This window comes from Sorangium sp. So ce406 (assembly GCF_051474675.1).
GTDB lineage: Bacteria > Myxococcota_A > Polyangia > Polyangiales > Polyangiaceae > Sorangium > Sorangium cellulosum_G.
The window spans coordinates 5,059,584-5,082,222 of the sequence record NZ_CP150340.1 but is presented as its reverse complement, the minus strand read 5'-3'; the positions used below and the strand labels follow the sequence as shown (position 1 = coordinate 5,082,222).

At 74.0% G+C, this 22,639-nt stretch carries 18 protein-coding genes; 12 read left to right on the top strand and 6 right to left on the bottom strand.

What is annotated here, in order from left to right; translation table 11 throughout:
* Positions 1-37 precede the first annotated feature (37 nt).
* From WME96_RS18585 to WME96_RS18575, 3 genes are all read right to left on the bottom strand, one after another.
* Complete coding sequence (locus tag WME96_RS18585) at positions 38-1,564, bottom strand: protein kinase domain-containing protein (protein WP_437291449.1); 1,527 nt, start codon at positions 1,562-1,564, stop codon at positions 38-40.
* A gap of 53 nt (positions 1,565-1,617) precedes the next feature.
* The gene (locus tag WME96_RS18580; RefSeq protein ID WP_437291448.1) at positions 1,618-3,207 is read right to left on the bottom strand and encodes a 3,4-dehydroadipyl-CoA semialdehyde dehydrogenase; all 1,590 of its coding nucleotides are present in this window, start codon (positions 3,205-3,207) and stop codon (positions 1,618-1,620) included.
* A gap of 155 nt (positions 3,208-3,362) precedes the next feature.
* A complete protein-coding gene (locus WME96_RS18575; protein WP_437291447.1) occupies positions 3,363-4,865 on the bottom strand; it encodes a TolC family protein in 1,503 nt (500 codons plus the stop codon).
* A 266-nt stretch (positions 4,866-5,131) separates the two neighbouring features.
* Between WME96_RS18575 and WME96_RS18570 the strand changes: the two genes are divergently transcribed.
* Positions 5,132-6,070 (top strand): hypothetical protein, encoded by a 939-nt coding sequence (locus WME96_RS18570; protein ID WP_437291446.1) that lies wholly within the window; start codon positions 5,132-5,134, stop codon positions 6,068-6,070.
* 55 nt (positions 6,071-6,125) lie between these two features.
* On the opposite strand, the gene WME96_RS18565 is transcribed toward WME96_RS18570, so the two are convergent.
* Positions 6,126-7,598, bottom strand: a complete 1,473-nt coding sequence (locus tag WME96_RS18565) for a hypothetical protein (protein WP_437291445.1) — start codon at positions 7,596-7,598, stop codon at positions 6,126-6,128.
* A gap of 198 nt (positions 7,599-7,796) precedes the next feature.
* Between WME96_RS18565 and WME96_RS18560 the strand changes: the two genes are divergently transcribed.
* The 8 genes from WME96_RS18560 to WME96_RS18525 all read left to right on the top strand — a co-directional run bounded on the left by WME96_RS18560 (position 7,797) and on the right by WME96_RS18525 (position 15,983).
* Positions 7,797-8,324 (top strand): hypothetical protein, encoded by a 528-nt coding sequence (locus WME96_RS18560; RefSeq protein WP_437291444.1) that lies wholly within the window; start codon positions 7,797-7,799, stop codon positions 8,322-8,324.
* Positions 8,325-8,363: 39 nt separating this feature from the next.
* Positions 8,364-10,844 carry a DEAD/DEAH box helicase gene (locus WME96_RS18555; protein ID WP_437291443.1) on the top strand — a complete coding sequence of 827 codons (2,481 nt, stop codon included), beginning with the start codon at positions 8,364-8,366 and terminating at the stop codon, positions 10,842-10,844.
* Positions 10,845-11,122: 278 nt separating this feature from the next.
* On the top strand, positions 11,123-11,812 hold the full coding sequence (locus WME96_RS18550) for a tetratricopeptide repeat protein (protein ID WP_061619779.1): 690 nt from the start codon (positions 11,123-11,125) through the stop codon (positions 11,810-11,812).
* A 579-nt stretch (positions 11,813-12,391) separates the two neighbouring features.
* Complete coding sequence (locus WME96_RS18545) at positions 12,392-13,738, top strand: STAS domain-containing protein (RefSeq protein WP_437291442.1); 1,347 nt, start codon at positions 12,392-12,394, stop codon at positions 13,736-13,738.
* 23 nt (positions 13,739-13,761) lie between these two features.
* Positions 13,762-14,157, top strand: coding sequence for an STAS domain-containing protein (locus tag WME96_RS18540; protein WP_433936837.1), 396 nt, complete (start codon positions 13,762-13,764; stop codon positions 14,155-14,157).
* Positions 14,138-14,923 (top strand): anti-sigma regulatory factor, encoded by a 786-nt coding sequence (locus WME96_RS18535; RefSeq protein WP_233562579.1) that lies wholly within the window; start codon positions 14,138-14,140, stop codon positions 14,921-14,923. The genes WME96_RS18540 and WME96_RS18535 overlap by 20 nt, the downstream gene beginning before the upstream one ends.
* Positions 14,920-15,507, top strand: a complete 588-nt coding sequence (locus WME96_RS18530; RefSeq protein WP_437291441.1) for a SpoIIE family protein phosphatase — start codon at positions 14,920-14,922, stop codon at positions 15,505-15,507. The genes WME96_RS18535 and WME96_RS18530 overlap by 4 nt, the downstream gene beginning before the upstream one ends.
* Complete coding sequence (locus tag WME96_RS18525) at positions 15,504-15,983, top strand: ATP-binding protein (protein ID WP_437291440.1); 480 nt, start codon at positions 15,504-15,506, stop codon at positions 15,981-15,983. Before WME96_RS18530 ends, WME96_RS18525 begins: the two co-directional genes overlap by 4 nt.
* A 156-nt stretch (positions 15,984-16,139) precedes the next feature.
* Here the strand turns inward: WME96_RS18525 and WME96_RS18520 are convergent, their stop codons facing one another.
* Together WME96_RS18520 and WME96_RS18515 are read right to left on the bottom strand one after the other, a co-directional pair.
* Positions 16,140-17,165: a tetratricopeptide repeat protein gene (locus WME96_RS18520; protein ID WP_061612651.1), complete on the bottom strand. Its 1,026-nt coding sequence runs from the start codon at positions 17,163-17,165 to the stop codon at positions 16,140-16,142.
* Between the two features lie 209 nt (positions 17,166-17,374).
* Positions 17,375-19,306, bottom strand: a complete 1,932-nt coding sequence (locus WME96_RS18515) for a L,D-transpeptidase (protein WP_437291439.1) — start codon at positions 19,304-19,306, stop codon at positions 17,375-17,377.
* 274 nt (positions 19,307-19,580) lie between these two features.
* On the opposite strand from WME96_RS18515, the gene WME96_RS18510 reads away from it, so the two are divergent.
* The 3 genes from WME96_RS18510 to WME96_RS18500 all read left to right on the top strand — a co-directional run bounded on the left by WME96_RS18510 (position 19,581) and on the right by WME96_RS18500 (position 22,628).
* Positions 19,581-20,948: a hypothetical protein gene (locus WME96_RS18510; protein WP_437291438.1), complete on the top strand. Its 1,368-nt coding sequence runs from the start codon at positions 19,581-19,583 to the stop codon at positions 20,946-20,948.
* A gap of 118 nt (positions 20,949-21,066) precedes the next feature.
* Positions 21,067-22,326, top strand: coding sequence for a hypothetical protein (locus WME96_RS18505; protein WP_437291437.1), 1,260 nt, complete (start codon positions 21,067-21,069; stop codon positions 22,324-22,326).
* A 53-nt stretch (positions 22,327-22,379) separates the two neighbouring features.
* Positions 22,380-22,628, top strand: a complete 249-nt coding sequence (locus WME96_RS18500; RefSeq protein ID WP_437291436.1) for a hypothetical protein — start codon at positions 22,380-22,382, stop codon at positions 22,626-22,628.
* The last annotated feature ends 11 nt before the right edge of the window (positions 22,629-22,639 follow it).

Here is a 22,639-nt window from a genome sequence, read left to right as displayed (position 1 = left end):
GCAGCCCACGCCTTGGTCGGCGCGAGGCCGCGAGGCGTCAGCGGCTCAGGAAGAACGCGATCACCCCGAGCGCCAGCCCGATCAGGATCGCGATCGGCACCACGAGCCGGACGAGCCACATGTCCGTCGCGTGGGCGGGCGGCCGGCGGTCGCGCCGGACCAGGAGCGCCGGCGCGCCCTCGACCGTGGGCAGCGCGGGCGGGCGCGGCAGCGCCGCCGAGGCGTGCGGCGCGGCCGGCCGGGGGGACGGCGCGCGGGCGCCCGCGGCGGGGAAGAGCGGCGGGAAGTCCTTGCGGTCGCGGATGACGATGTCGCTCGACGGCGGATCGCTCGAGGGGACGTTGATCCGCGCCTGCGGGAGCGTGCGCGAGAACTCCTCCGACGTCGGCCCGGACAGCGCGTCGTGCCCGTGGCCGCCGGGCAGCGCCGCGGCGCGCGACGAGATCGCGCTCGACGGTGGCCCCTCCGACAGCGCGCCCTCGCGGAACATGGCCTTCGCGAGCACCTCGCCGCGCTGCGCCGGCGGCGGCACGTCGATCTCGCGCAGCGGCGGCGCCGCGGTCATCGTGCTGCGGATCGACACCGGCATCGCCGACTCGATGGTCGGCGCGTCCTCGGGCGCGCTCGCCGACGCGGCGGGGAGCAGCGCCTCCGACAGGTGCGGCAGGAGCCGCTCGAGCTCGTCGCGCAGATCGCGCGCGGTCTGCTGCCGCTGGCCCGGCAGCTTCGCGAGCGCCGTGAGGATGATCGACTCGAGGCCGGGGTGGATCTGCGGGACGAACAGGCTCGGCGCGGGCGGCCGCTTCCGGATGTGATCCATCGCCACCTGCCACACGACGTCCGTGGGCGGGAAGGGGAGCCGGCCCGTGACGAGCAGGAAGAGCAGGACCCCGCACGCGTACACGTCGCTGCGCCCGTCGATGGCGTCGCCTCGGCACTGCTCCGGGGACATGTACGCCGGCGTGCCGACGACCACGCCCACCGTGGTGACCGAGCCCCACACGCTGATGGGCGCGCTGTTCGGCCCGTCGTCGCCGGCCCGCGTGCCCCCCTCGACCATCTTCGCGATCCCGAAGTCGAGCACCTTCACGCGCTCGACCGACGGATCCGCGGGATCCCGCAGGATCATCACGTTCTCGGGCTTGAGATCGCGGTGCACGATGTTCCGCTCGTGCGCGGCGGCGAGCGCGTCGGTGATGCCGATCAGGATCCGCGCGGCGCGCGCCTCGGAGAGGCGACGCTCGGCGAGCAGGAGCTCGAAGAGATCCTGCCCCGAGACGAGCTCCATCACGATGTAGGGCAGGTGCCCTTCGACCCCGGAGTCGACGATCTGCACCGTGTTCGGGTGGCGCAGGCGCGACGCCGCCTTGGCCTCCCGGTGGAAGCGCGTCACGAACGTCGCGTCGCCGAGGAGCTGCGGGTGCATGATCTTGATGGCGACGTCGCGCGGCTCCGCGTCCTGCACGCCGCGGTAGACAGCCGCCATCGCGCCCTCGCCGATGAAGCCCGTGATGTGGAAGCGGCCTGCGATCGTCCGGCCGATGAGTTGCGGGCCCGCGCTCATGAGCGAGACTTCACCATAGAGTCCTCTTGGAGAGCTACCAAGGCCATCGCGATCTACGGCTTCGCCGGCGCGGGCCGGGGCTCCGCCTTCGTCCCGAGGATCGCCTCCAGGATCGGCCGTGACCCCTGCACCGCGGTGCGCTGCGAGTAGAAGTGGAGCCCGCGCAGGCCGCCGAGCTCCTCGCCGCCGCCGGCGCGGCCCGGCCCGCCGTGGATCGTCTGCGGCAGGACGGTGCCGGGGCCCGGCGCCTGATCGGCGATCCGCTCGCTGCCGAGCAGGACGCGGCCGTGGTACGGCGCGACGCCGAGCAGCACCTCCGCCGCGAAGCCGCGGTCGTCGCTGTAGACCGCGCAGACGAGGCTCCCGCGCCCGCGGCGCAGCAGCGCCACCGCGTGCGCCGCCCCGCCGTCATAAGGGAAGAGCGTCGCGACCGGGCCGAACACCTCGTGCTCGTGCGCGGCGGGCGCGCCGTCGGGGCCGCCGGCCACGATCAGCGTCGGCGGCACGAAGTACCCCTTTCCGTCGGGCACCCCGATCTTCTCGAAGGGCCCGGTGCCGCCGAGCGCCACCGTCGCGTCCGCCGCGAGCCGCTCGATGCCCGCGCGCACGCCGCGGAGCTGGTCGGCTGTGGTGAGCGGACCCACCGTGACGCCGTCCTGCGCCGGATCGCCGACCCGCGCGTCGCGGAGGCGGTCGAGGAGGTCGTCGCGCACCGTGGCGAGGACCGACGCGGGCACGAAGATGCGCCGGATCGCCGTGCACTTCTGGCCGGCCTTCTGGGTCATGTCGCGCACGACGTCGCGCAGGAACATCGCGTACGTCTCGGAGCCCGGGGCGGCGTCGAGGCCGAGGACCGCGCCGTTCAGGCTGTCGGCCTCGACGTTCACGCGGACGCTCTCGCGCGCGAGGCCCGGCAGCAGCCGGAGCGCCGCGCCGGTGGCACTCGATCCGGTGAAGGCGAGGACGTCGTCGCCGCCGAGGTGATCGAGGAGATCGCCCGGCGGGCCGGCGACGAACGAGAGCGCGCCGCGCGGCAGCGGGGCGCTCTCGGTGAAGATCTTCATCAGCCGGAACGCGACGAGCGCCGTGCTCGTCGCGGGCTTCGTGATGACGGGCATGCCCGCGAGGAGCGCGCAGGCGGCCTTCTCCGCGAGCCCCCACGCGGGGAAATTGAAGGCGTTGATGTGCACCGCGACGCCCGGGCGCGGCACCAGGATGTGCTGGCCGAAGAAGCGCGGCGAGCGCCCGAGCTGCACGCCCTCGCCGTCGGCGAGCAGCCGCGCGTCGCCGAGCTGGGCGCCGAGGTCGGCGTAGTAGGCGAGCGTGCCGATCGCGCCGTCGATGTCGAACTTGGCGTCACCGCGGGTGTTGCCGCCGTTCTGGATGGCGACCTCGAGGAGCGCGTCGCGGCGCGCGTGCGCGGCGCGCGACATGGCGCGGAGCAGCTCGCCGCGCTCGGCGAACGTGAGCGCGCGGAGCGCGGGGCCGCCCTCGGCCCGCGCGAACGCCACGGCGGCCGCGAGGTCGAGCCCGTCCGTGCTCGTCTCGGCGAGCGGCTCCTCCGTCGCCGGGTTGACGAGCGTGTGCGGCGCTCCCCGACCGGCGCTCCACTGCCCTTCGACGTAGCTCTCGAGCCGCTCCATGGGGCGCGTAGCCTACTCGCGCGGTCGCTCGGCACAACCCCCAGGCGCGCGGGGCGCGGCGCTCATCGCTCGCTCGTGCATTGCTCGCGCGTTGCGCGGGTTACCGCGCATCGCGACGCGCGCGGCCGCGCTCGCCGCGTCCGTCACCGCAGGCATCACTTGCACGAGGCGGACGCGAGCAGCGCGGTGATCTTCGCCCTGACCACCTCGAACTCCTGCACCGCGAGGTCGATCTCGGCCTCGCGCTGCCTGCGGCCGGACTCGACCAGATCGAAGCTCGTCACGGTGCCCGCCTCGAACGCGACCTGCGTGAGGCGCGCCGTCTCGCGCGCGAGATCGCGCGCCTGCTCGGCGACCGCCCGCGCCTGCTCGGCGACCGCGACGCCCCGCACCGCCTGCGACGTATCGAGCTCGGCCGCGCGCTCCGCCAGGCCGATGCGCGCCCGCTGCTGCTCGACCAGGGCCCGGTTCACCCGGAGATCGCCGTAGCGCGCGCCGCCGTCCCAGATCGGGATGGTGAGCACGGCGCTGATGGACCACTCCCACGACCGCGTGCTGATCCCCTGATCGTTCCCGAACCCGGTCTGGGTCTGCAGCGTACTCGACAGCTCGGCGTACGGGGCGAACGCGAGCTTCGCGTCGGTGAGGTTGCGCTCGGCGATCTCCAGCTCGGCCCGGGCCGCGCGGACGTCGGCGCGCTGATCCGAGCGCCCCTTTGCGCACTGCGACTGCATCTCCGCCGCGATCCCGTTGAGCGAGAAGGTCTGCGGGACGCCCACCTCGCCGCGCTCGCCCAGCACCGCCCCGAGCGCCTCGCGCGCCCTGCGCAGCGACTCGTCGCCGGTGACGAGCGTCGCGCGGGCGAGCGCGACGTCCTGCTCCGCGCGCACGACGTCGAGCTTCGTGCCGGTGCCGAGGCGCTCGCGCCGCCGCGTGAGCTCGAGCCGCTCGAGCGCGCTCCGCAGCCCGACGCGGTTGACCTCGCTGACCCGCTCGGCCGTGACGATCGAGACGACGGCGTCCGCGACCGCGCCGATCGTGATGCGGCGGCGATCCTCCAGGCTCAGCTTGGCGACCTCGACCGACAGGTTGGCGGTGCCGATGCCGTACCACGCGCGCGGGGCGAGGATCGGCTGGCTGAGCGTCAGCGACGCCGAGGCGTTGGTCGGAAAGAGATCGGAGCGCGAGGTGCTCGGGACCGTCGGATCCGGGTCCGCCGGTAAACCCACCGTGGTCTGGTCGCCCGCCAGGCGGTGGGTGAGGCTGCCCCTCGCGTCGAGGCTCGGCAGCGCCGCGGCGAGCGCCCGCCGCGCGATGCCCTCGGCGCGGGCGACCTCCTGCACGGCGATGACGAGATCGACCGAGCGCTGATCGATGATCGCGCGCGCCTCGTTCCAGCTCGTGAGCGTGCGCGCCGGCGGCGGGACGGGGGCGAGGGCCGGGTCGTTCACCTCGATGCGCTGCAGCGCCGGCGTGGCCGCGGGCGCCGTCGCCGCCGTCGGGGCTGCCGCCGTCGCCGCCGCGGGGGGCTGCTGCCCGGGTCGCCGCTGAGGCTGCTGCGCCGGCGGGGGCGCCGGCTGCGCGAGCGCTATCCCTTGATGCAGGGCGAGGAAGGCGAGGGTGCGGAGAGCGACCATGCAGAGCCGGGGACGGGGCATGCGCGACTCGATGCGCCGTCCAGCGCGCGACGACAAGCCCGAAGCCGATGGGGCGCGGTCCAGGCCTGCGCGCGTGTGCGAAACCGTGGGCGAGGCGACCGCGCGGCGGGCCAACTCGTGGCGACGGAACGCGGATGCGCCACTATTCTGGACCCTCGATGCCAAGCCGGTTGCCCCCGAACGACATCTGTCTCGGCTGCGGAAAGCGGCGGCGATGCGGCGCCGCGGACCCGTGCGCGCGCTGCGGCGCGCCGCCTCACCGCGCCGTGTGGCGCCGATCCGAGCAGCACGGCGCGTCGCCGAAGATCGAGCTGTTCCTGAGCGCGATCACGAGCTGCTTGCTGCTGGCGTACACGGCGCTCTACATGCTGCTCCTGACGGGCCTCGCCGGGTCCGTGGACAGCTCCCGCGCGGGCGCGGCGCTGTTCGCCGCGATCCTGGCGCTCAGCGTGAAGCTCTCGCGGTGGATCGTGCGCTCGCTGTTCGAGCTCTGGGGCACCACGTGGGTCTACTGCTCCGCCGACGGCGCGCGCTGGGGCACCGTGAGCACGCTGTTCGGGTGGTACGGCGCCGGCGAGGGCGTGTGCCTCGAGGAGTTCGAGCCGACGAGCGCGGGCTCGACGCTCTTCTGCTCCGCGGACGCGATCGAGGCGGGGCTCCCCGTCGTCGCCGCGAACCTCTCGCGCATCGCGGGGGCGAGGGGCGGCGACGCGTTCTCGCCGTTCGAGGTGCTGATGCTCAGCGCCTTCACGGGCCTCGTCGCGCGCGGCGAGGCGACCATCAGCCGGGCGACGGCGGTGCGCTGGCGCAAGGACTGGCTCGGCGTCGCGCGGCGCGGCGCGCCCCACACGGTCTTCACGATCGAGCGCGCCAGCGATCGCGAGGAGGGCAGCGCGCTCGAGCGCGAGATCCTCTCGGCGCTGCAGGCCAAGGCGGACGGCCTCGCGCCGATCGCGGAGCCCGCGCGGCCGGGGGGCTACCGGGACGCCGCGCGGCGGCCGCCGCCCGTGCGGCTCCGCATCGAGGAGGTGCTGCGCCCGCGCGCGCTCGCGCTCGCGGCGAGGGCGCTCCGGAAGGAGCCCCGCGGCGGCGCCCCGGTCGCGGTCGCCGCGGCGCTCGACGAGTTCGGAAAGCGCGACCCCGCCCGGCTGAGCCACCTGCGCACGCTCCTCGCCGAGCACGGCCGCGGCCCGCTCTCGGCGTGAGCGGCGGCGCGGCGACGGGCGAGCGACGCACGCGCGCCCCGCGGGAGCGCGGCGCTCAGTGCCAGACGCCGATGCCGGCGCTCACGCTGTCGTAGCGGGGCGCGAAGTCCATCGACGCCTGCAGCGTGTACGCGACCTCGGGGAGCAGCCCCCAGAAGGTCGTCGACAGCACGCGGAGGTCCGCGCCGAACGTGAAGTGCTGCCGCCCCACGCGCCCGCTCCCCAGGCGCCCGAAGCGGTTCGGCTCGTAGTAGCTGCCGAACCGCGTGTGCACGCGGCCGGGGATCGGCTCCGTCTCGATCCCGAACCGCGGCGAGAAGCTCACGTGCGCGCCCGACGTCGAGTCGCCGCGATCGCTGCCCGGCTGGTTCTGCGCCAGGAAGTGCTCCAGGCTCACCCCGTTCGCCACGGCGCCCGTGACGAGGAGCTCCGCCGTGATGAGCAGGTGCTCGCGCGGCCAGTTCCAGTAGCGCGCGCGGCGCTCCCGCTCGAGGATGTCCGGCCCCGCGGCGAGCTCCCGCTCGTCCGCGGCGCGCTCGCGCGCGCGCTCCGCCGAGAAGGCGCGCTCGCGCGCGGCGCGCTCCTCCGGATCGGCGATCGCGCGGAGCTCGAACTCCCGCCGCGCTTCCCGCTCGGATCGCCGGCGCGCGATCATCTCGTGGAGCTCCCGCTCCTGCGCGCGCGGGTTGATCCACGCCGGGTTGAGCGGTCGCGGGCCGACCTGCACGGCGAGCCCGAGCTCGATCTCCCAGGGGAGGACGACCTCGTTCGGCAGGATCAGCCCGCCGGCGCGCCGGACCCCGCGGTCCACGACCACGCCCTCGCCGAGCAGCCTCCCTCCGTTCACCGGCAGCCGGAACGTGGCCCCGAGCCGGTACGACGCCCAGTCGGGCCGGATGAGCACGCCGACCTCCGGCGAGATGCCCGCGATGGTCAGGTCGGTCTGCTCGGCGCCGAGGCCGAGCGTCACCGCGCGCGCGCCGGCGCCCACCACGAGCGCGTCGCCGAGCAGGCGGACTCCGCCGAGGAAGTGGTACTTGCCGGTCACGACCGTGGTCCTGCCGCCGGCGGCGTCCGTGAGCGAGTACTGCTGCAGCTCGGCGTTGACCCCGATGCCGAAATCACCCGCCTGGAGCTGGCCGCCGAGCGTCAGGTACACGAAGTTCGAGTAGTCGAGGTCGATGGCGCCGCTGTTGTCGAAGTCGTTGTTCTCGAAGAGCTCGATGGGGATCGAGATCGACGCGGCGACGTCCCACTCCAGCCAGCGAAAGCTGAAGGGCTCGCGGACCGCGGGCGCCGCGGCGTTGGCCACCATCCCGGCGATCCCCTCGGCGTAGCCGGCGTACGCGCCTGCGATCCCGGTCACACGCAGCGGCGCGAGGATCGGCCCCTGGAAGAGGTCGAGGGCGTACGCGTTGTCCTGGAGCGGCTGGGCCGACGCGGCCGGCGACAGCCCGGCGAGGGCCAGCGCGGAGAGCGCCGCGGCGGCGCGGCGGGGGGCGCGGAGGGCCGTGGTCGTCTCGGTCACCTCGCGCTGCTCCGGTCCAACAGCATCTCGTCGCGCCCGCGGCGAGGTGATAGCACTGGCCCGCACGGAAGGGACCGCGGAAGCGGAACCCCGACCCGCGGCGGCTGCCCCCGGCCCCGTAGCTCCCCGGCTCGCGAGAGATAAGAGGAGGGGCTCGCCCGCCGCGCACCACCCGCCGCCCAAGGAATCGCCGCTCTCATGCCCGCCCAAGCCCCCGCGCCCATCGCCCCTGCCTCGGCCTCGCCAGGGACCCAGGCGCGAGCGCCCCGCGGACGGCGCCGCGGGCCTCGCGCCCTCGGCCGCCGCATTGCCCAGGTCGCTTATTACAGCGTCGCCGCGCTCATCATCGTGGCGTGCACCCTCCAGATCATCCGGCAGGTCTTCTTCCTGCCGGTCATCCCGTCGCCCTACGGGAGCTGCCAGGAGGGCCTGCTGGCGCTCGTCCGCGCCGTCGACCGCGCCAGGGACGCCGCGCCCGGGACCGACGGGGAGGACGCCGCCCTCGCCCGGTTCCGGAGCAAGCTCGCCCCGGAGTGGACCTACCGGGACGGAGTCGCCGTATCGTGCCGGGGCTCTGCAGAGGACGAGCGCGCTCTCGACGCCATCGAGCGGCTCCGCTATGCGGAGGAGCACGCAGCGCGGCGCGAGGCAGGCGATCTGGCTCCGCTGCGGCGCCGGGTCCGGGCGATTGTCGATGGCCAGCTTGGGCCCGTATCCCCGAGATAATTCCCCGACGCGGCGATCACGCAGGACGATATGACCGATATGACCGTTCCTTCTCCCCCTGCCGCAGTGGCGGGCGAAGCGCAGACCGGCGAAAAGCCCCAGCCGCCGCCCACCTTCGATGTGCTGCCCCTGTCGTCCGAGCTGCGCGAGACGCTCGCGGAGATTGGCTACGTCCACCCGACGCCGGTGCAGCTCGCCGTGTGGGAGCCGGTCACGCGCGGGCGCGACGCTGTGGTGCAGGCGCGCACCGGCACCGGCAAGACGGCGGCCTTCGGGCTCCCGATCGTCGACCACGCCGTCAAGCGCTCGCTCGCGCAGGCGCAGGTGCTCGCGCTGTGCCCGACGCGCGAGCTCGCGCTCCAGGTCTCCGCGGAGATCGAGCGCCTCGGCAAGCGCAAGGGCATCAAGGTAGTCGCCGTCTACGGCGGCGCGCCGATGCAGCGCCAGATCGACGCGCTCGCCGCGGGCGCGCAGGTGATCGTCGGCACGCCGGGCCGCGTGCTCGACCACCTGCGCCGCGGGACGATCGTCGCCAAGCACATCCGGCTGCTCGTGCTCGACGAGTGCGACGAGATGCTCTCGATGGGCTTCGAGCGCGAGCTCACCGCGATCCTGGCCGAGCTGCCGCCGGAGCGACAGACGCTCCTGTTCTCGGCGACGCTCCCGCCCGACATCGAGCGCATCGCCCGCAGCAAGCTGCGCACGCCCGAGTTCGTCACCCTCTCGGGCGACGCGGTCGGCGCCCTCCAGATCCAGCACTTCGTCTACCTCGTCACGGGCGACAAGCACGCCGCGCTCATCCGCATCCTCGAGGTCGAGAACCCCGAGAACGCGGTCGTCTTCTGCAACACGAAGGACGAGACCGAGGCGGTCGCCGCGGCGCTGAAGCGCCAGGGCTACGACGCCGACTGGCTGAACGGCGATCTGCCGCAGTCCGATCGCGAGAAGGTGATGAGCGCCACGCGCGAGGGGCGCCTGCGCTTCCTCGTCGCCACCGACGTGGCCGCGCGCGGGATCGACATCTCGCACCTCACGCACGTCATCAACTACGACTTCCCGCAGGACGCCGAGGCGTACGTGCACCGCACCGGCCGCACCGGCCGCGCGGGGCGCACCGGCACCGCGATCGCGCTGATCACGCCGCAGGACGTCGGGCCGCTCTACATCCTCCGGCTGACGTACAAGATCCGGCCGCTCGAGAAGCAGCTCCCCACCGAGGGCGAGCTCAAGACGCGCGCCGAGGCCGATCTCGTGTCGATGCTCGCCGAGGCGTTCCTGCCGAAGGGCACGCACCCCGACGACCTCTCGCTCGCGCGCCGGCTGCTCACGCACGACCAGGCCGAGGCGATCGTGGCGGGCCTCCTGCGCGACCACCTCGGCGCGCGGCCGACGGCGCAGGAGGAGGCGAGCGCCGCGCGGCGCGCCCAGCAGCCGCGGGCGGCGGCGCGCGAGGCCGCGGTCCCGTCGACCCGGCCCGAGCCCGCGGCGCGCGGCGGGAGCGAGCGGGGCGAGGGCCGCCCGGCGCGGGACGCGATCCCGCGCGCGGCCGACTCCGTCGACCCGCGTTCGCCCGAGACGGAGCGCAGCAGCGAGCGCGAGATCGCGCGCGCCGCGGGAGGCGCGCGCGATGCCGAACGAGACGCGCGAGACGCTGATCGCGACCGCGGGCGGGAGCGCGATCGTCGATCGCTGCGCCTGCGTCGCGACGAGGGGCGGCGAGGGCCTCGCGGCGCGGACGCGCCCGCGGGCGACGAGCCGCGCGAGCCGCGCCGGCCCGAGGTGACGAGGGCGCGCGACGAGGGGCCCGTCTCGGTCGAGCCGCTCACGCGGCCGGAGCCGCTGATGCGGATCGAGCCGCCGCGGGCCGAGGGCGGGCCGGGTCGCGGCCCGGCCGAGCGTCTGCGCGAGCGGCCGGGCGCCGCGACGCTGCTGTCGGCGCGCCGCGGCCCCGCCGTGGCGGGCGTCGCCGGCGCGCCGGGCAGGGCTCACGGCGGCGCGCCGGGGCAGCCGTTCTCGCGCCACGCCGACTTCACCATGTGGCAGCCGCCCGAGGAGGAGGGCGACGACGAGCCGATCCTCGGCGAGCCGCCGTCCCCGCCGCCTGGCTCGCCCGCGTCGCGCGGCGGCGATCGCGAGCGCGCGAGCGGGCCTGCGCCCTTGCTCCCCGTCGAGCCCGCGGTCGAGATCGAGAGCGTCGATCCCGGCGACTCGCCCCGCGCCGCCGCCGTGCGCGACGAGCCCGAGGGCGAGTTCGTCGAGGTCTTCATCAACCTCGGGCGCCGCGACGGCGCGCGCGCGGCGGATTTCCAGCGCGTGCTCGTCGAGCGCGCGGGGATGGCGAAGGGCGACATCCGGCGCATCCGGGTGCGCGAGCGCAACGCGTTCGTCAGCGTACCGAAGGCCGAGCTCGCGCGCGTCGTGGGGGCGCTGAACGGCGCGACGATCGCTGGCAAGGAGGCGCGCGCGGAGCAGGCTCGGGAGCGCACGTCAAGCGCCGAAGAGGTGGCGGAGGACGCCTGACCGCGCGCGCGCCGGCTCGCCTTCAGGAGGCGCCGGTCTGCCACCAGGCAGCGCCGGCCTTCCTTCAGGAGGCGCCGGCCTGCCGCCAGGCATCGCCGGCCTGCTGCAAGGTATCGACATCGCAGGCTCCGCGCCGACGTTCCACGCTGTCCGCGCATGCGCCAGACACCGCCCGCCGGCGTACGTCGGTGGGCGCTCGCGTGCGACGCCGTCGAGGCGGCGCCTCCCGGCGCGCAACGCGCTAGCCAAGCCCGCCCACTGGTCGTATCACGGAAGGGATGGCGCGCAGTGGAGCGGAGGATATCGACCGGCTTCGACGGGACATCGATCGAGCGCTTGCTGACAAGCTCGACGCGGAGAGGGTCCTCCCGCTGCTCGCGCGCCTGGCCCGCGCGACGGCGCCCGGGAGCGAGCCGTGGCTCTATGCGCACCGCCACCTCGCGGAGATGGGCGTCGAGCACGACCCGTGGCGCGCCGCGCTCTTCGCGCGCCGCGTGCTGCAGTTCCACGAGGAGGACGACGGCGCGTGGGCGGTGCTCGGCCTGGCGCAGTCGCTGCTCGGCAACTACCGCTACGCCGCGCGCGCCTACGAGCGCGCGCTGGCCATCGCGCCCGACAACCCGTGGTACGCCCATAACCTGGGTCACCTCTACGACGTCGCGCTGAACCGCCCGCAGGACGCCCTGCCGCTCCTGGCGCAGGCCACCGAGGCGCAGACGGGCGAGGCCGACATCGCCGCGAGCTACGCCCACGCGCTCGCCCGGTGCGGCAAGCTGGTGCTCGCCAAGAAGATCTTGAAGCGCGCCATCCGCCACGGCGCGACGGCCGACCAGATGGCGCTGTGGCGCTGGCTCGACGCGGGCGCGCCCACGACCGGCGAGAGCGGGCCTGACCCTCAGCGGCCGGCCGACTCGAAGCGCAAGACCAAGCGACGGCGCGCCCGCGAGCGCCAGAGCCTCGGCGACTGACGATCGTTCAGCGCCGTTTGCCGAGCGAGCTCCTGCGCGCACCCGCGCAGGGCGCGCCACGCGAGGAGCCCCACGTGCGCTCTCGCCGTTCATCTCCAATGATCACGGAGCGGCAGGGAGCGGGCCGGCCGGGCTCGACCGCAATGCAGCGCGGCACGCGCTGGCGCCCTCCTCGGTGACGCGAGGCACGGGCGAGGTTGTGCGGACACGGGCTACCTCGGCTGGGCGGTGTGCACGGTGGCGCCACAAGCGACATGAACGGCCGACGCGAAGCTTGACGGTGGGTTGCCCGGTTGGCGATAAGCTGTGTTTCTCGACTGGTGCTGGACACGATCCCCGTTCGGCGGGACAGGGCACCCTGCGAGGAGAAGACATGGGCGTAACGAGCGTGCAAAGGACGGACAGGACGGCGCAGCGCGACGCGCGCTCTGCGGCCGCTTCGTCCGGCTCGCGCGGCTCGTCCTCCCGGCGCGCAGATCTCGGGCGGTTGGACAAGAAGATTCGCCGCGCTGCGCACCGGAGAGATGCGCTGCCTGGCGCTCCGCGGGGCGAGCGCGGGCTGAGGACGGAGAGTTCGCGATGAGCGAAGAAGCTCTGCAGCAAGAGGTTGCGAGGCTCACGGAGCGCATCGCGACGCTCGAGCAGCAGATCGAGGCGCACGAGCGCGCGGCGAAGGAGCAGGCCGCGCAGCTCGAGCGGGCGGAGCGCGAGGCGCGCGAGCGCAGCGAGCAGCTGGCCCGCTCGGAAGACGAGCTGCGGCGGCAGGCCGGCATCTTCAAGCTCGTGCTCGACAGCATGGCCGACGGCGTCGCCGTCGTGGACGACAAGGGCGAGCTCCTGATGCGCAACCCGGCGGCGGAGCACATGCTCGGCCGCGCGCCGCTCGACGTCTCGTCGGGCGACGGCCAGGGCTCCGGCGACGCGACGCTGTTCTTCCCGGATCAGGCGACGCCCTGGCCCGTGTCCGAGCACCCCCTCGCGCGCGCGCTGCGCGGCGAGACGGTCGACCAGGTGGAGCTCTTCGCGAGGAAGCCCACCGAGCAGGACGCGCGGCTCGCCCGCCGGCCTCAGGCCATGGCGGGCAGCGCCCTGCCGACCCTCGCGCCCGCCTCGGGGGCGCAGGGCGACGACGTCGAGCCGCGATCGGTCCGCGTGCCGCCCACGTTCGTCGAGCCCCGTGTCGAGGCCGGGCCGGCGTCGGGGTTGTTCCTGACGGTCAGCGCCAGCCCGATGCGGGGCAAGGACGGGTCGATCTCCGGCGCCGTCGCGGTCTTCCGCGACGCGACCGAGAAGAAGCGCCTCATCGAGGATCTCGAGGCGAAGAACCGCGACCTCGTCGAGAGCGAGAGCGCGAAGAGCGAGCTCGTCGAGCGGCTCCGCTATGCCATCGACGAGATCTCGACGCCGATCCTCGAGCTCTGGGACGACGTCCTCGCGCTGCCGATCATCGGCGTCGTCGATTCGCGCAGGAGCGCGCAGATCATGGAGCGGCTGCTCGACGAGATCGTCCGCCGCCAGTCGCGCTACGTCATCATCGACGTGACGGGCGTCGAGGTGATCGACACGCGCACGGCGGACCATTTCATGAAGCTGATGAAGGCCGTCGAGCTGCTCGGCGCGCGGTGCCGCATCACCGGGGTCCGGCCCGCGGTCGCGCAGACGATGGTGGAGCTCGGCATCAACCTCGGCACCGTGCGCGCCGCGCGCAACCTCAAGCACGCGCTGCGCGAGAGCCTGGCGTTCGCCGGCCAGAAGCCGACGCTGTCGTCCCTCATGGGCCGCCGCGGCGCGGCCAGGGGCGACGAGAAGCAGGCAGCACAAGCGTTCACCCATGGCGGCCCAGAGGCCGCGTTCGACCCGTCCGGCAGCGGTCCCATGAACACGACACAGCTCCAGCTCAGCGCGAGGAAGGAGACGTCCACTTGATGCAAGCGGGTAGGGTCCCCATCGTGGGCCTCTTCGGGAATTTAATCGTCTCGGTGCAGGGCGGGCTCACCGACGGACAGGTCGAGCAGCTGCGCGACGACGTGACCGGGTCGATCGAAGCGCGATCGCCCCGCGGCCTCATCGTCGACCTCTCCGGTGTCGAGATTCTCGACAGCTATCTCACCCGCGCCATCCGTGACATCGCGCTCACGGCCCGGCTGATGGGCGTCCGGACGGCGGTGTGCGGCTTGCGCCCCGCGGTCGCGATCGCCCTCGTGGAGATGGATCTCGAGATCCCTGGCGTCGTGACGGCGCTGAACCTGGAGCGCGCCGTCGAGATGCTCGCGCCGTCCGCGGAGGACGACCTGATGCCGCCGGAGCTCACGAACGAGGTGTCGCATGAAGATCCCTCCTCGTGACGGACCGCCCTCCAGCGGCGGCGCCACGGGGCCGCCTTCGAGCCGGTCCGGCGGACCGGTCTCGACGCGCATGCCTGGCTCGCCGCAGTCGGCGCGCGGCCCTGCGCCCCCGACGCCGCAGATCGTCGGCCGCTCGATCACCGATCAGATCGAGACGGTGCTGGCGCAGTTCCTCTCGCCCGCGGTGAGGAAGAGCGTCATCGATTGCGGCATCCGGCAGGCGAAGGTCGATCCGCTCTACGCGCGCGAGGGCGATCTCCGGCGCTTGCTCGTCGAGGTCAAGCGCGGGGTGAAGCTGTTCGTCCGCGACCAGGCGCAGCTCGATCGGTGCATCACCGAGCTCGGCGAGCTCGATCACGCCGCCCCTGCGCCGCGCGAGATCACGATCGACGTGCGCAACGAGGAGGACGTGCTGCGCGCGCGGTCCGCGGGCCGCGAGCTCTGCATCGAGCACCTCGTCAGCGACGTCCTGCAGACGAAGATCGTCACGGCGATCTCCGAGCTCGGGCGTAACATCGTCAGGTACGCGGGCAACGGGCAGATCATCGTCCGCTCGCTCACCTCGCCGATGCGCGCGATCGAGATCATCGCGCAGGACCACGGGCCGGGGATCTCGAACCTGCAGGAGATCCTGAGCGGCAAGTACCGCTCGCGCCACGGCATGGGCGCGGGCCTCCGCGGAACGAAGGCGCTCATGGATGCGTTCGACGTCAAGACGGCGCCCGGCGCGGGCACGACCGTGACGGTCAGGAAGTACCTCGGATGACGGTCGCCATCGGGACCGCGTGCTGCGTCGCCGCCGGCGAGGAGGTCGCCGGCGACGAGGCGGTGGTGGTCCGGCAGCCTCCCTGGGTGCTGATCGGCCTCGCGGACGGGCTCGGGCACGGGCCCCTCGCCGCGCAGGCGGCGTCCGCCTTCTGTCGCTACGTGGAGGACCACGCGTCGATGCCGCTCGAGGATCTCCTGACCGGGGCCGGAGAGCACATCGCGTCGACGCGCGGGGCCGCCGCGGCGCTCCTGCGCATCGACGAGAGCGCGGGCGAGCTCGAGTTCTCGGGCGTCGGCAACATCGCGATGAAGGCGATCACGCGGACCGCCATGCCGATCTTCTGCTCCGCCGGGATCCTCGGCCGGCGCGTGCGGCGGCTCCGGAGCTTCCGCTTCCCCATCTCGCCCGGCGATGTCGTCCTGCTGCACTCGGACGGCGTCGCCAGCGGCTTCGATCTCGCGGCGTTCCGCGACTTCGACCCGGAGGTGATGGCGCGCCGGATCGTCGACGTCCACAAGAAGTCGTTCGACGACGCGACGTGCGTCGTCGCCGTGCTCCGCGACAACAGGGCCTCGGCGTGACGCAGCGCACCCCGCCCGTCTTCAGCATCCCGGTCACGCGCGAGGAGGATCGCTTCGCCTGCGCGGCGGAGGGCGCGCAGATCGCGCGCTGGGCCGGGCTGTCGGAGCGCGCGCAGCACGAGCTCGCGATCGCGATCGCCGAGCTCGTGTCGAACGCGGTGCGCCACGGCGGCGGCGGCAGCATCAGCATCCGCGCGATCCGCGACGAGGCGGCGGCGGGCGGCGGCCGCTGGGGCGTCGAGGTGATCGTGCGCGACTCCGGCCCCGGCCTGGACCCGCGGATCGCGCTGCTGGAGGACGTCGGCCCGAAGAGCGATCGCAGCCCGTCCTCGTCGAGCTCCGCGCGGCTCACGCCGAGGATGCCCGGTCAGGGGCTCGGCGTCGGCCTCGGCGCCGTGCACCGGCTGATGAGCTCCGTCGTCATCCGCTCGTCCCCCGGCATCAGCACCGAGATCACCGCCATCAAGTGGAAGTAGGCGGCGCCCTCGGGCTCCCCGCGCGGCGCGCGAGGTCCCCCGACGTGAGAGAGCCGCCTCGCCGATCGCCTTGAAGCGGCGGCAAAGCGCGCCCGCGGCCCGCTTCGGCCCCTGCACACGGCTCGACCGCGCGCGGGCGGCGAGCGCCCGCGGCCGTCAGTTCAGCTCTTTCTCTGTCCGCTCGTTCTGCTCGGCCTCGAGGAACGTCGCGGTGATCTCGCGCTCGAGCGCGAGGTTGATCTCGCGGTCGAGCGCCTCGATGCTGCCCGCGAGGCGCGCGACGTTGAGGGCATAGACGAAGACCCGCGCGCAGGGGTGGACCTCGGCGCTGCCACGGAGACCCCGCTCGCGCTCGTCGGCGTTGAGGCCGTCGAGGAGGACCAGCGCGCGGGGATCGACCCCCTCCGCCACGAGCTCCATCCCGGGCACGTCGGAGATGTAGAGCTCCGCCCCCTCGACGTAGCGCCGGAGCACGGGGTTCAGCGCGGCGATCGTCTTCTGGGCGAGCGTCATGAAGCCGTCGCGGCTCGGCGCCCAGGGCGGCATCCCGAGCTCGACGTCGAGCTCGCGCGAGCGCAGGAAGGCCTGCGTCGCGCCGCGGACGTCGCCCCGCTCGTCGCGGATGAGCCCGAGGTAGTAGTGGGCCTCGGCGTGGCGCGGATCTTTGAGCGCCGCCTCCTCGATGAGCGCGGCGGCCTTGTCGGCCTGGCCGATCTCGTAGAAGGCGCGGCCCACGAGGAAGGTGTGGTTCGGGTTGTCGTACGGGCCCTCGGGGATCCGGGCGGCGACCTGCGCGGCCTCGTCGAGATCGCCCTTGCCGAGCAACGCGTCGAACTTGAGGAGGAGCGCGTCGATGATCTCCTCGTCGACCTCGGCCAGATCGAGCGCCTGGTCGCACATCTCGATCGCCTGATCGAAATCGCCGAGCGGGTGGATGTACACCTCGGCGGCGTTGAGCATCGCCTCCAGGTAGGTGTCGTCGAGGGCGATCGCCTGGCGGTACGCCTCGATCGCCTCCTCGCCCTCGCCCTCGAGGGCGGCGACGAAGCCGAGCAGGTTGTGAGCCTCCGGCGAGTTCGGATCGAGCTCGAGCGCCCGTCGGGCCGACGCCTCTGCTCCGCGCGTGTCCCCGCGCTGGACAAGATCCCACCCGCGGTCGAGGTGCGCCGAGAACTGGTCCATGGCGGCTCCACAAGTGTGCGAAGGGGGCCCCCGAGTCAAGAGGGAGCCCTGTCAAAGCAACCGTTCAAGCTGTTCCGGGCACGACTTGCCCGGATTTCCAGCGCCCTGCGCGGCGCTTCATCAGGAGGGGCGGCCGGTGGCCGAGCCCGCCCCGGCGCGCCGGAGCGCCAGGGCGGGGGAGGGGCGGCCCCCGCTCGCTCGCGGCCCGCTCACTCGTGGATGGAGACGAGCGTGCCGCGGTTCTCCGGCGTCGCCCAGACGCCGTGCCAGCCGCGGGGCAGCCTGGGCTCGCTCCAGAAGAAGACCTTCTTCGCGTCGAGCGGCGAGAGGTTCACGCAGCCGTGGCTCATCTCCCGGCCGAAGTTGCCGTGCCAGAAGGCGCCGTGGAGCGCGTACGACCCGTCGTAGTACGCGACGTACGGCACGTCCTCGATGCTGTACGGAAGGTCGCCCGCGACCGTCCCGTCGCCGTCCATCGTCGTCGCGATGTGCTTCTCGCGGATGCGGTACACGCCGGTGGGCGTCGGGTGGTCCTTCTTCTTGTCCTTCGAGCGCCTCCCCGGGGAGACGAGCGCCGCGAACACCGGCCTGTCGCCCTCGATCGCGACCAGCGTCTTGCGCGACAGGTTCACGTCGATCCACTTCTCGCCCGGCGCGAGGTCCGGCGGCGGGCTGCCGACGTCGGTGTACGTCCCGTCGGCGCCCTTCATCCACCAGCCCTCGGTCGTCTTCCGGTACACGACCGACCTGTGCTTGTGCACGTCGCCCGTGAGGCCGAACGCCGCGAAGCGCTCGAGCGAGCCCGCCACGGACACGGACTTCATCTCGGCGTCGAACTGGTACTTGCTCGACGTCTTCGAGAGGATGAAGCCGACCGCCTTCGCGCCCTCGGGGAAGTCGATGCCCTGCGAGGTCGGCGGCTTGATGATGTACATGCGGTCGCTCGGCGCGACGAGGCCCGCGGTCGTCTTGTACCAGCTCCGGCTGTTCCAGCCGAAGGTCTTGTCGACCGCGACGAAGAAGCCCTTCACCATCCGCTTCGCGACGGTGGAGTCCGCGTCCTTGTCGAGATCGGCGAGCGTGACGTTGAGCGGTCGGCCCTTGTCGTCGACGTTCTCCCACCAGGGCTTCTCGGGCTCCTCGACGGGCGCCGGGGCGATGCCGAGCGACGCGGCCGCGGCGACGGCGGCCGCCTTGTCCTCGGCCGCGGAAGCCTCCGTGGCGACCGCGGTCACGGCGGGGGCCGCGCCGGCGCTCGCCACCGCCTCGGGGGTCGCCGCGGGGCGAGGCGCGGCCGCCTCGGCGGCGACCTCCTTCTCGGTCTGCTCGTAGAACTCCTCGGCCTGCTGCCGCTGCTCTTCCTTCTTCTTGCGCTTCGACGACTCGAGGTACGGCTCGTAGCGCGCCATCTCGTCCTTCGAGGGGACGGAGCGGTAGAGCGGCGTGCCGTGCGTCGTGTTGAACGCGTACTTGTACGGCAGCACGTCGTCGAGGTTCGGCGGCGTGATGCCGAGGCGGACCTGGGGGTTCGACAGGTCGGTCGTGGCCGACCTCCCGCAGACGTAGCCGCCGTCGAGGAGGCGGTACCAGCCCTTGGCGCAGCTCCCGCCCTTGATCGGCTTCGGATCGACCGGCACCTTGCCGCCGAGCCGGATGTAGCCGAGCCGCTGCTTGGAGAACTCCATCGTCGGGTAGACCGGCGCCTGCGGCACGATGGAGCCGAGCAGCGGCCCCGTGTAGGGCTTGTCGGGCTCGGGGGGCGCCGGGGCCGCGGAGGGCTCGGCGCTCGCGATCTCCTTGGGGGCCTCGGCGGACGCCGTCGCGCGCGCCGAGGACGTGGGCGCCGGGCGCGGGAGGGACGTCGTCCGCTCGCGCGGCGGGTGGCCCTCGGTGGACGGGCCGGGAGGCGCCTCGCCCTGGCAGCCGCTCGCCCACGCCGCGGCGCCGGCGACGGCCGCCGCGGCGACGAACCCGAGCGCGCTGGAGACGATCGAGGCGCGCGCGGCGCCACCGCCCGGAGCGCGGCCGGGGTCCGGCGCAGGTTGCGGCTTCCGCGCGTCGCGGGTGCGGACGTTGCCGCTGCCCTGCGGTCGTGCGAGGTCGTTCTGCCCGCGGGGGCGGGGCGCCTGAGAGCGGTTCATCGCATCCACAGCGTTGGGCGAGGACCGGCCGTCCCGATCCTCGCGTTCTGGTGATCGACCCGTCGGGTCGGGTCGGCTCGGCGGTCTTAGTACCTGGTCGCTCACGTGTCGATCCACTTCTCTGCGGAGCGCGCCCCCGCGACTTCGCGAGGGCGGACGCTGCGGCAGGCGACATCGCGAGGGAGCGAAGGACATGCCACGCAGGCGCGGCGCGCGGCGAGGCCGGCGCCCGCGGCCCGGATGCCGTTCGGACGGCTGCTGCTAGGGTACCGCCGTGGCGGAACGGACCCCGGTGCGTGGCTCGAACAACACGACGACGGCCCCGCGCGCGGGCCGGGGAGCGGGGGTCGTCCCGCTCGTGCGCGCCGCCTCGAGGCGCGCGCTGGCGACCGCGGCGGCCGTGGCGCTGCTCCTGCACCTGCCGTTCTTGCCGACCCCGCTGTTCTCGTGGCTCGAGGCGATGTTCGCGCTGCGAGGCGAGCTGACCGACTACGACGCGGGCGAGACGATCGTCCCGATCGACCTCGACCTCCTCGCGGACGACCCGAGCGCTGTCGCGGCGGCGCCCTCCGCGACCGGCGCCGAGGCCACGCCCTCGGGGGCGGGCGCCGCGGCGCCCTCGACGCCGCCGCCCGCGCCGCCGCCCCCCGTGGCTTCCGCGAGCGCCGCGCCGGAGGCGCCGGACGCGGGCGCGCCCACGCCGCCGCGCCGCAGGCCGCCGAGCGACGCGGGACCGGACGCGGCGGGCGACGGGGGCACGGGCGACGAGAGCGAGTCCCCGAACCTGCGCACGCCGCTCAGCGCCGCGGGCGCGCCGGGCAAGCTCGCGTCGAAGGACCCGAACGTGCAGGTGCTCATCGCCGGCGACCGGCTGCGCACCCACGAGCTCGGGGAATGGTTCGGCCGGATCTTGACGACCATCCCGCAGTGGCAGTCGTTCTTCAGCGACACCGGCGTCGACCCGATCCGGGACATCGACCACCTCCTCATCGCCGGGCCGCAGCTCCGCGACTCCAGCAAGGTCGTCGCCGTCATGGACTACCGCGCGCCCGAGGAGACCATGCGCGCGGCCGTCGACGTCATCGTGCAGCGGTCGAACGGGTCGTGGATCGAGGACGCCCCCGTCCCCGCCGCCCGCGCCACCGCCGAGCGCAGCGAGCGCATCTTCGCGATGGTCCCGGACCGGCGGCTGCTCGTGGTCCTCCCTGCTGATGAAGAGGATCAACTGTCCAAGTTGAAGTCCATGAAAGGCTTCAATAAATCGTCGGCAGCCGGCATCGTGATCTCGATGCTCACGCCCGCGAACGCGTTCCGCGGGGTCCAGGCGCTCCCGCGCAGCCTCGCGTGGATGCGGCTCACCGTGACGCCGACCAAGGACGGGGGCGCCGACCTCGCGCTCACGGCGGGCGATGAATCCGCTGAAAAAGCGCTGGAGCACGCGCAGGAGCTCACGAGGACCTTGAACGCGCTCCGGACCATCAACCTGGGGATCACGCGGATCGACGTGGTGGATGAGGTCACCTTCAACACCGACGGGAAGGTCATCTGGTCGAAGCTCCACGTCACCAACCGGCAGCTCAAGCTGATCATGGGCTTCGTGGAGCAGGCGCTCCGGGATCAGGCGCGCGCCCGGCAGAAGTAGAAGGAAGTCGTAGAAGAAGGAACGCGCGGGCGGCGCTGCTCCGCGCGGGCCGCCGGCCAGGCCGCTCGGAACACTAGCCAAAGAGGCGGCGTTCAGTTAATCCGACCAGCCCGCGCCGATGACGCCCGAACACTCTCCGCACGCCGTGCTCGATGAGCTTGCCGGTCACCCTCATGGCGATGACCTCGCGCGGGTCGTGCATACAGCGGCCTTCGCCGCCGCGGACGAGCGGCGGACGACCCTGGAGGGCGGCCTCGCGGAGCTCGTCGACCGGGCGGGCCTGTCGGCCGCCGACGCGGAGACCCGCTTCGGGAACGTGATCCGGGCGCTCGAGCGCGGCACCAGCGAGGGCGCGGGGAGCGCGACCCGGGTGCTCCTCGCCACGCTCCTCGCGCGCGGGGTCGCGCTCTCGCCGCCCGAGGGGCCGGAGGCCGAGGGGCGCGTCGCCGAGGCCCTCGTGTGGCTGGCCACGTACACGTCCGTCGACGCGCTGACCGCGCTGGACGCCGCGCTGGGCGAGCGCGCCGCGGGGCTCTGGCGCGCGGTCGCCGCGCTGGTGCGGCGCGCCGACCAGGGCGCGCTGCCGCAGCTCGGGCGCGCGGGCGCGATCATCGCCGCCGCGGCGCTGCGCGGGAGCGCCTCGCCGGCCGCGCGCGCCGAGGCCGCGGCGCTGGTCGACGAGGTGCGCGACCCCATCGTGCGCTCGCTGCTGCGCGACGCGCTGTCGCCCGGCCGGCGGCCGAGCCGCGCGCCGGGCGCCGACGGCGCGGGCCCGGACGAGGCCTGGGCGGCCGGCGCATCGGATCTCGAGGGCGGGGCTCCGGCGCGGCTCGCGGGCGAGCTCTCGCCGCCGCCGCGCGGGCCGGTGGCGCTCGTGCTGCTCGCGGCGACCGGGATCTTGCTGGTCATGCACGCGGGCCGGCTCGCCGGGCGGTTCCTCCTGCGGTACCGCCGGCCCGCGGCGATCGAGGTCGGGCCGCGGGGCGTGACCATCCGGAGCCGGACCGAGCTGCTCGGCCGGGCGCTGCGGGAGCAGGAGACGTACATCCCGGTCGAGGCGCTGCTCCGGGCGACGCGCGAGGTGCGCTACCCGCGGCTCGGCCTCTACGCGGGGCTCGTCGCGCTCGGGCTGGGGACGTACCTCGGCGTGTCGCTGCTCGTCGACGGCGCGCGGGCGGGCTCCCCGGAGCTGCTCGGCATGGGCGCGCTCGTCTTCGCCTTCGGCGCGGCGCTCGACTTCGGGCTGTCGCACCTGGAGACGGCGACCCGCGGCCGCTGCCGCGTGGTGCTCGTCCCGCGGAAAGGCCCGGCCGTGGCGCTCGCGGGCGTCGAGCGCGCCGCCGCGGACCTCGCGCTGGGCAGGCTGCCGCGCGCCTGAAAGTTGGCCGGAGCGCGCCGCCTCCGCTAGCCGAGGGGGGCGAGGTGATGGCGATGCGCTCGAAGACCGAAGCGATGGCGGGGCTCAGGCGGATGCTGCACGACATGCTGATCGCGCGGGAGGGCGGGGAGAGCGCTCCCCGCCTGGCGCGCGCGCAGGGGACCGTGGACGGCGCGATGCGCGCGCTGCTCGACAGCGGGCAGGCGAGCCTCCAGGAGCTCCTCGAGCTCGTGGCCGCCGAGCGCGCGCGCGTGAGGGGCCCGGCGACCGCGGAGATCGGCCCGGCCTCCCTGAGCACCTGATCGCGCCGCCG

Coding starts and splice junctions, on each gene's coding strand:
- WME96_RS18585 (WP_437291449.1), bottom strand. CDS start 1,564: ATGAGCGCGGGCCCGCAACTCATCGGCCGGACGATCGCAGGCCGCTTC.
- WME96_RS18580 (WP_437291448.1), bottom strand. CDS start 3,207: ATGGAGCGGCTCGAGAGCTACGTCGAAGGGCAGTGGAGCGCCGGTCGG.
- WME96_RS18575 (WP_437291447.1), bottom strand. CDS start 4,865: ATGCCCCGTCCCCGGCTCTGCATGGTCGCTCTCCGCACCCTCGCCTTC.
- WME96_RS18560 (WP_437291444.1), top strand. CDS start 7,797: ATGCCCGCCCAAGCCCCCGCGCCCATCGCCCCTGCCTCGGCCTCGCCA.
- WME96_RS18555 (WP_437291443.1), top strand. CDS start 8,364: ATGACCGTTCCTTCTCCCCCTGCCGCAGTGGCGGGCGAAGCGCAGACC.
- WME96_RS18550 (WP_061619779.1), top strand. CDS start 11,123: ATGGCGCGCAGTGGAGCGGAGGATATCGACCGGCTTCGACGGGACATC.
- WME96_RS18545 (WP_437291442.1), top strand. CDS start 12,392: ATGAGCGAAGAAGCTCTGCAGCAAGAGGTTGCGAGGCTCACGGAGCGC.
- WME96_RS18535 (WP_233562579.1), top strand. CDS start 14,138: ATGAAGATCCCTCCTCGTGACGGACCGCCCTCCAGCGGCGGCGCCACG.
- WME96_RS18530 (WP_437291441.1), top strand. CDS start 14,920: ATGACGGTCGCCATCGGGACCGCGTGCTGCGTCGCCGCCGGCGAGGAG.
- WME96_RS18520 (WP_061612651.1), bottom strand. CDS start 17,165: ATGGACCAGTTCTCGGCGCACCTCGACCGCGGGTGGGATCTTGTCCAG.
- WME96_RS18515 (WP_437291439.1), bottom strand. CDS start 19,306: ATGAACCGCTCTCAGGCGCCCCGCCCCCGCGGGCAGAACGACCTCGCA.
- WME96_RS18505 (WP_437291437.1), top strand. CDS start 21,067: ATGACGCCCGAACACTCTCCGCACGCCGTGCTCGATGAGCTTGCCGGT.
- WME96_RS18500 (WP_437291436.1), top strand. CDS start 22,380: ATGCGCTCGAAGACCGAAGCGATGGCGGGGCTCAGGCGGATGCTGCAC.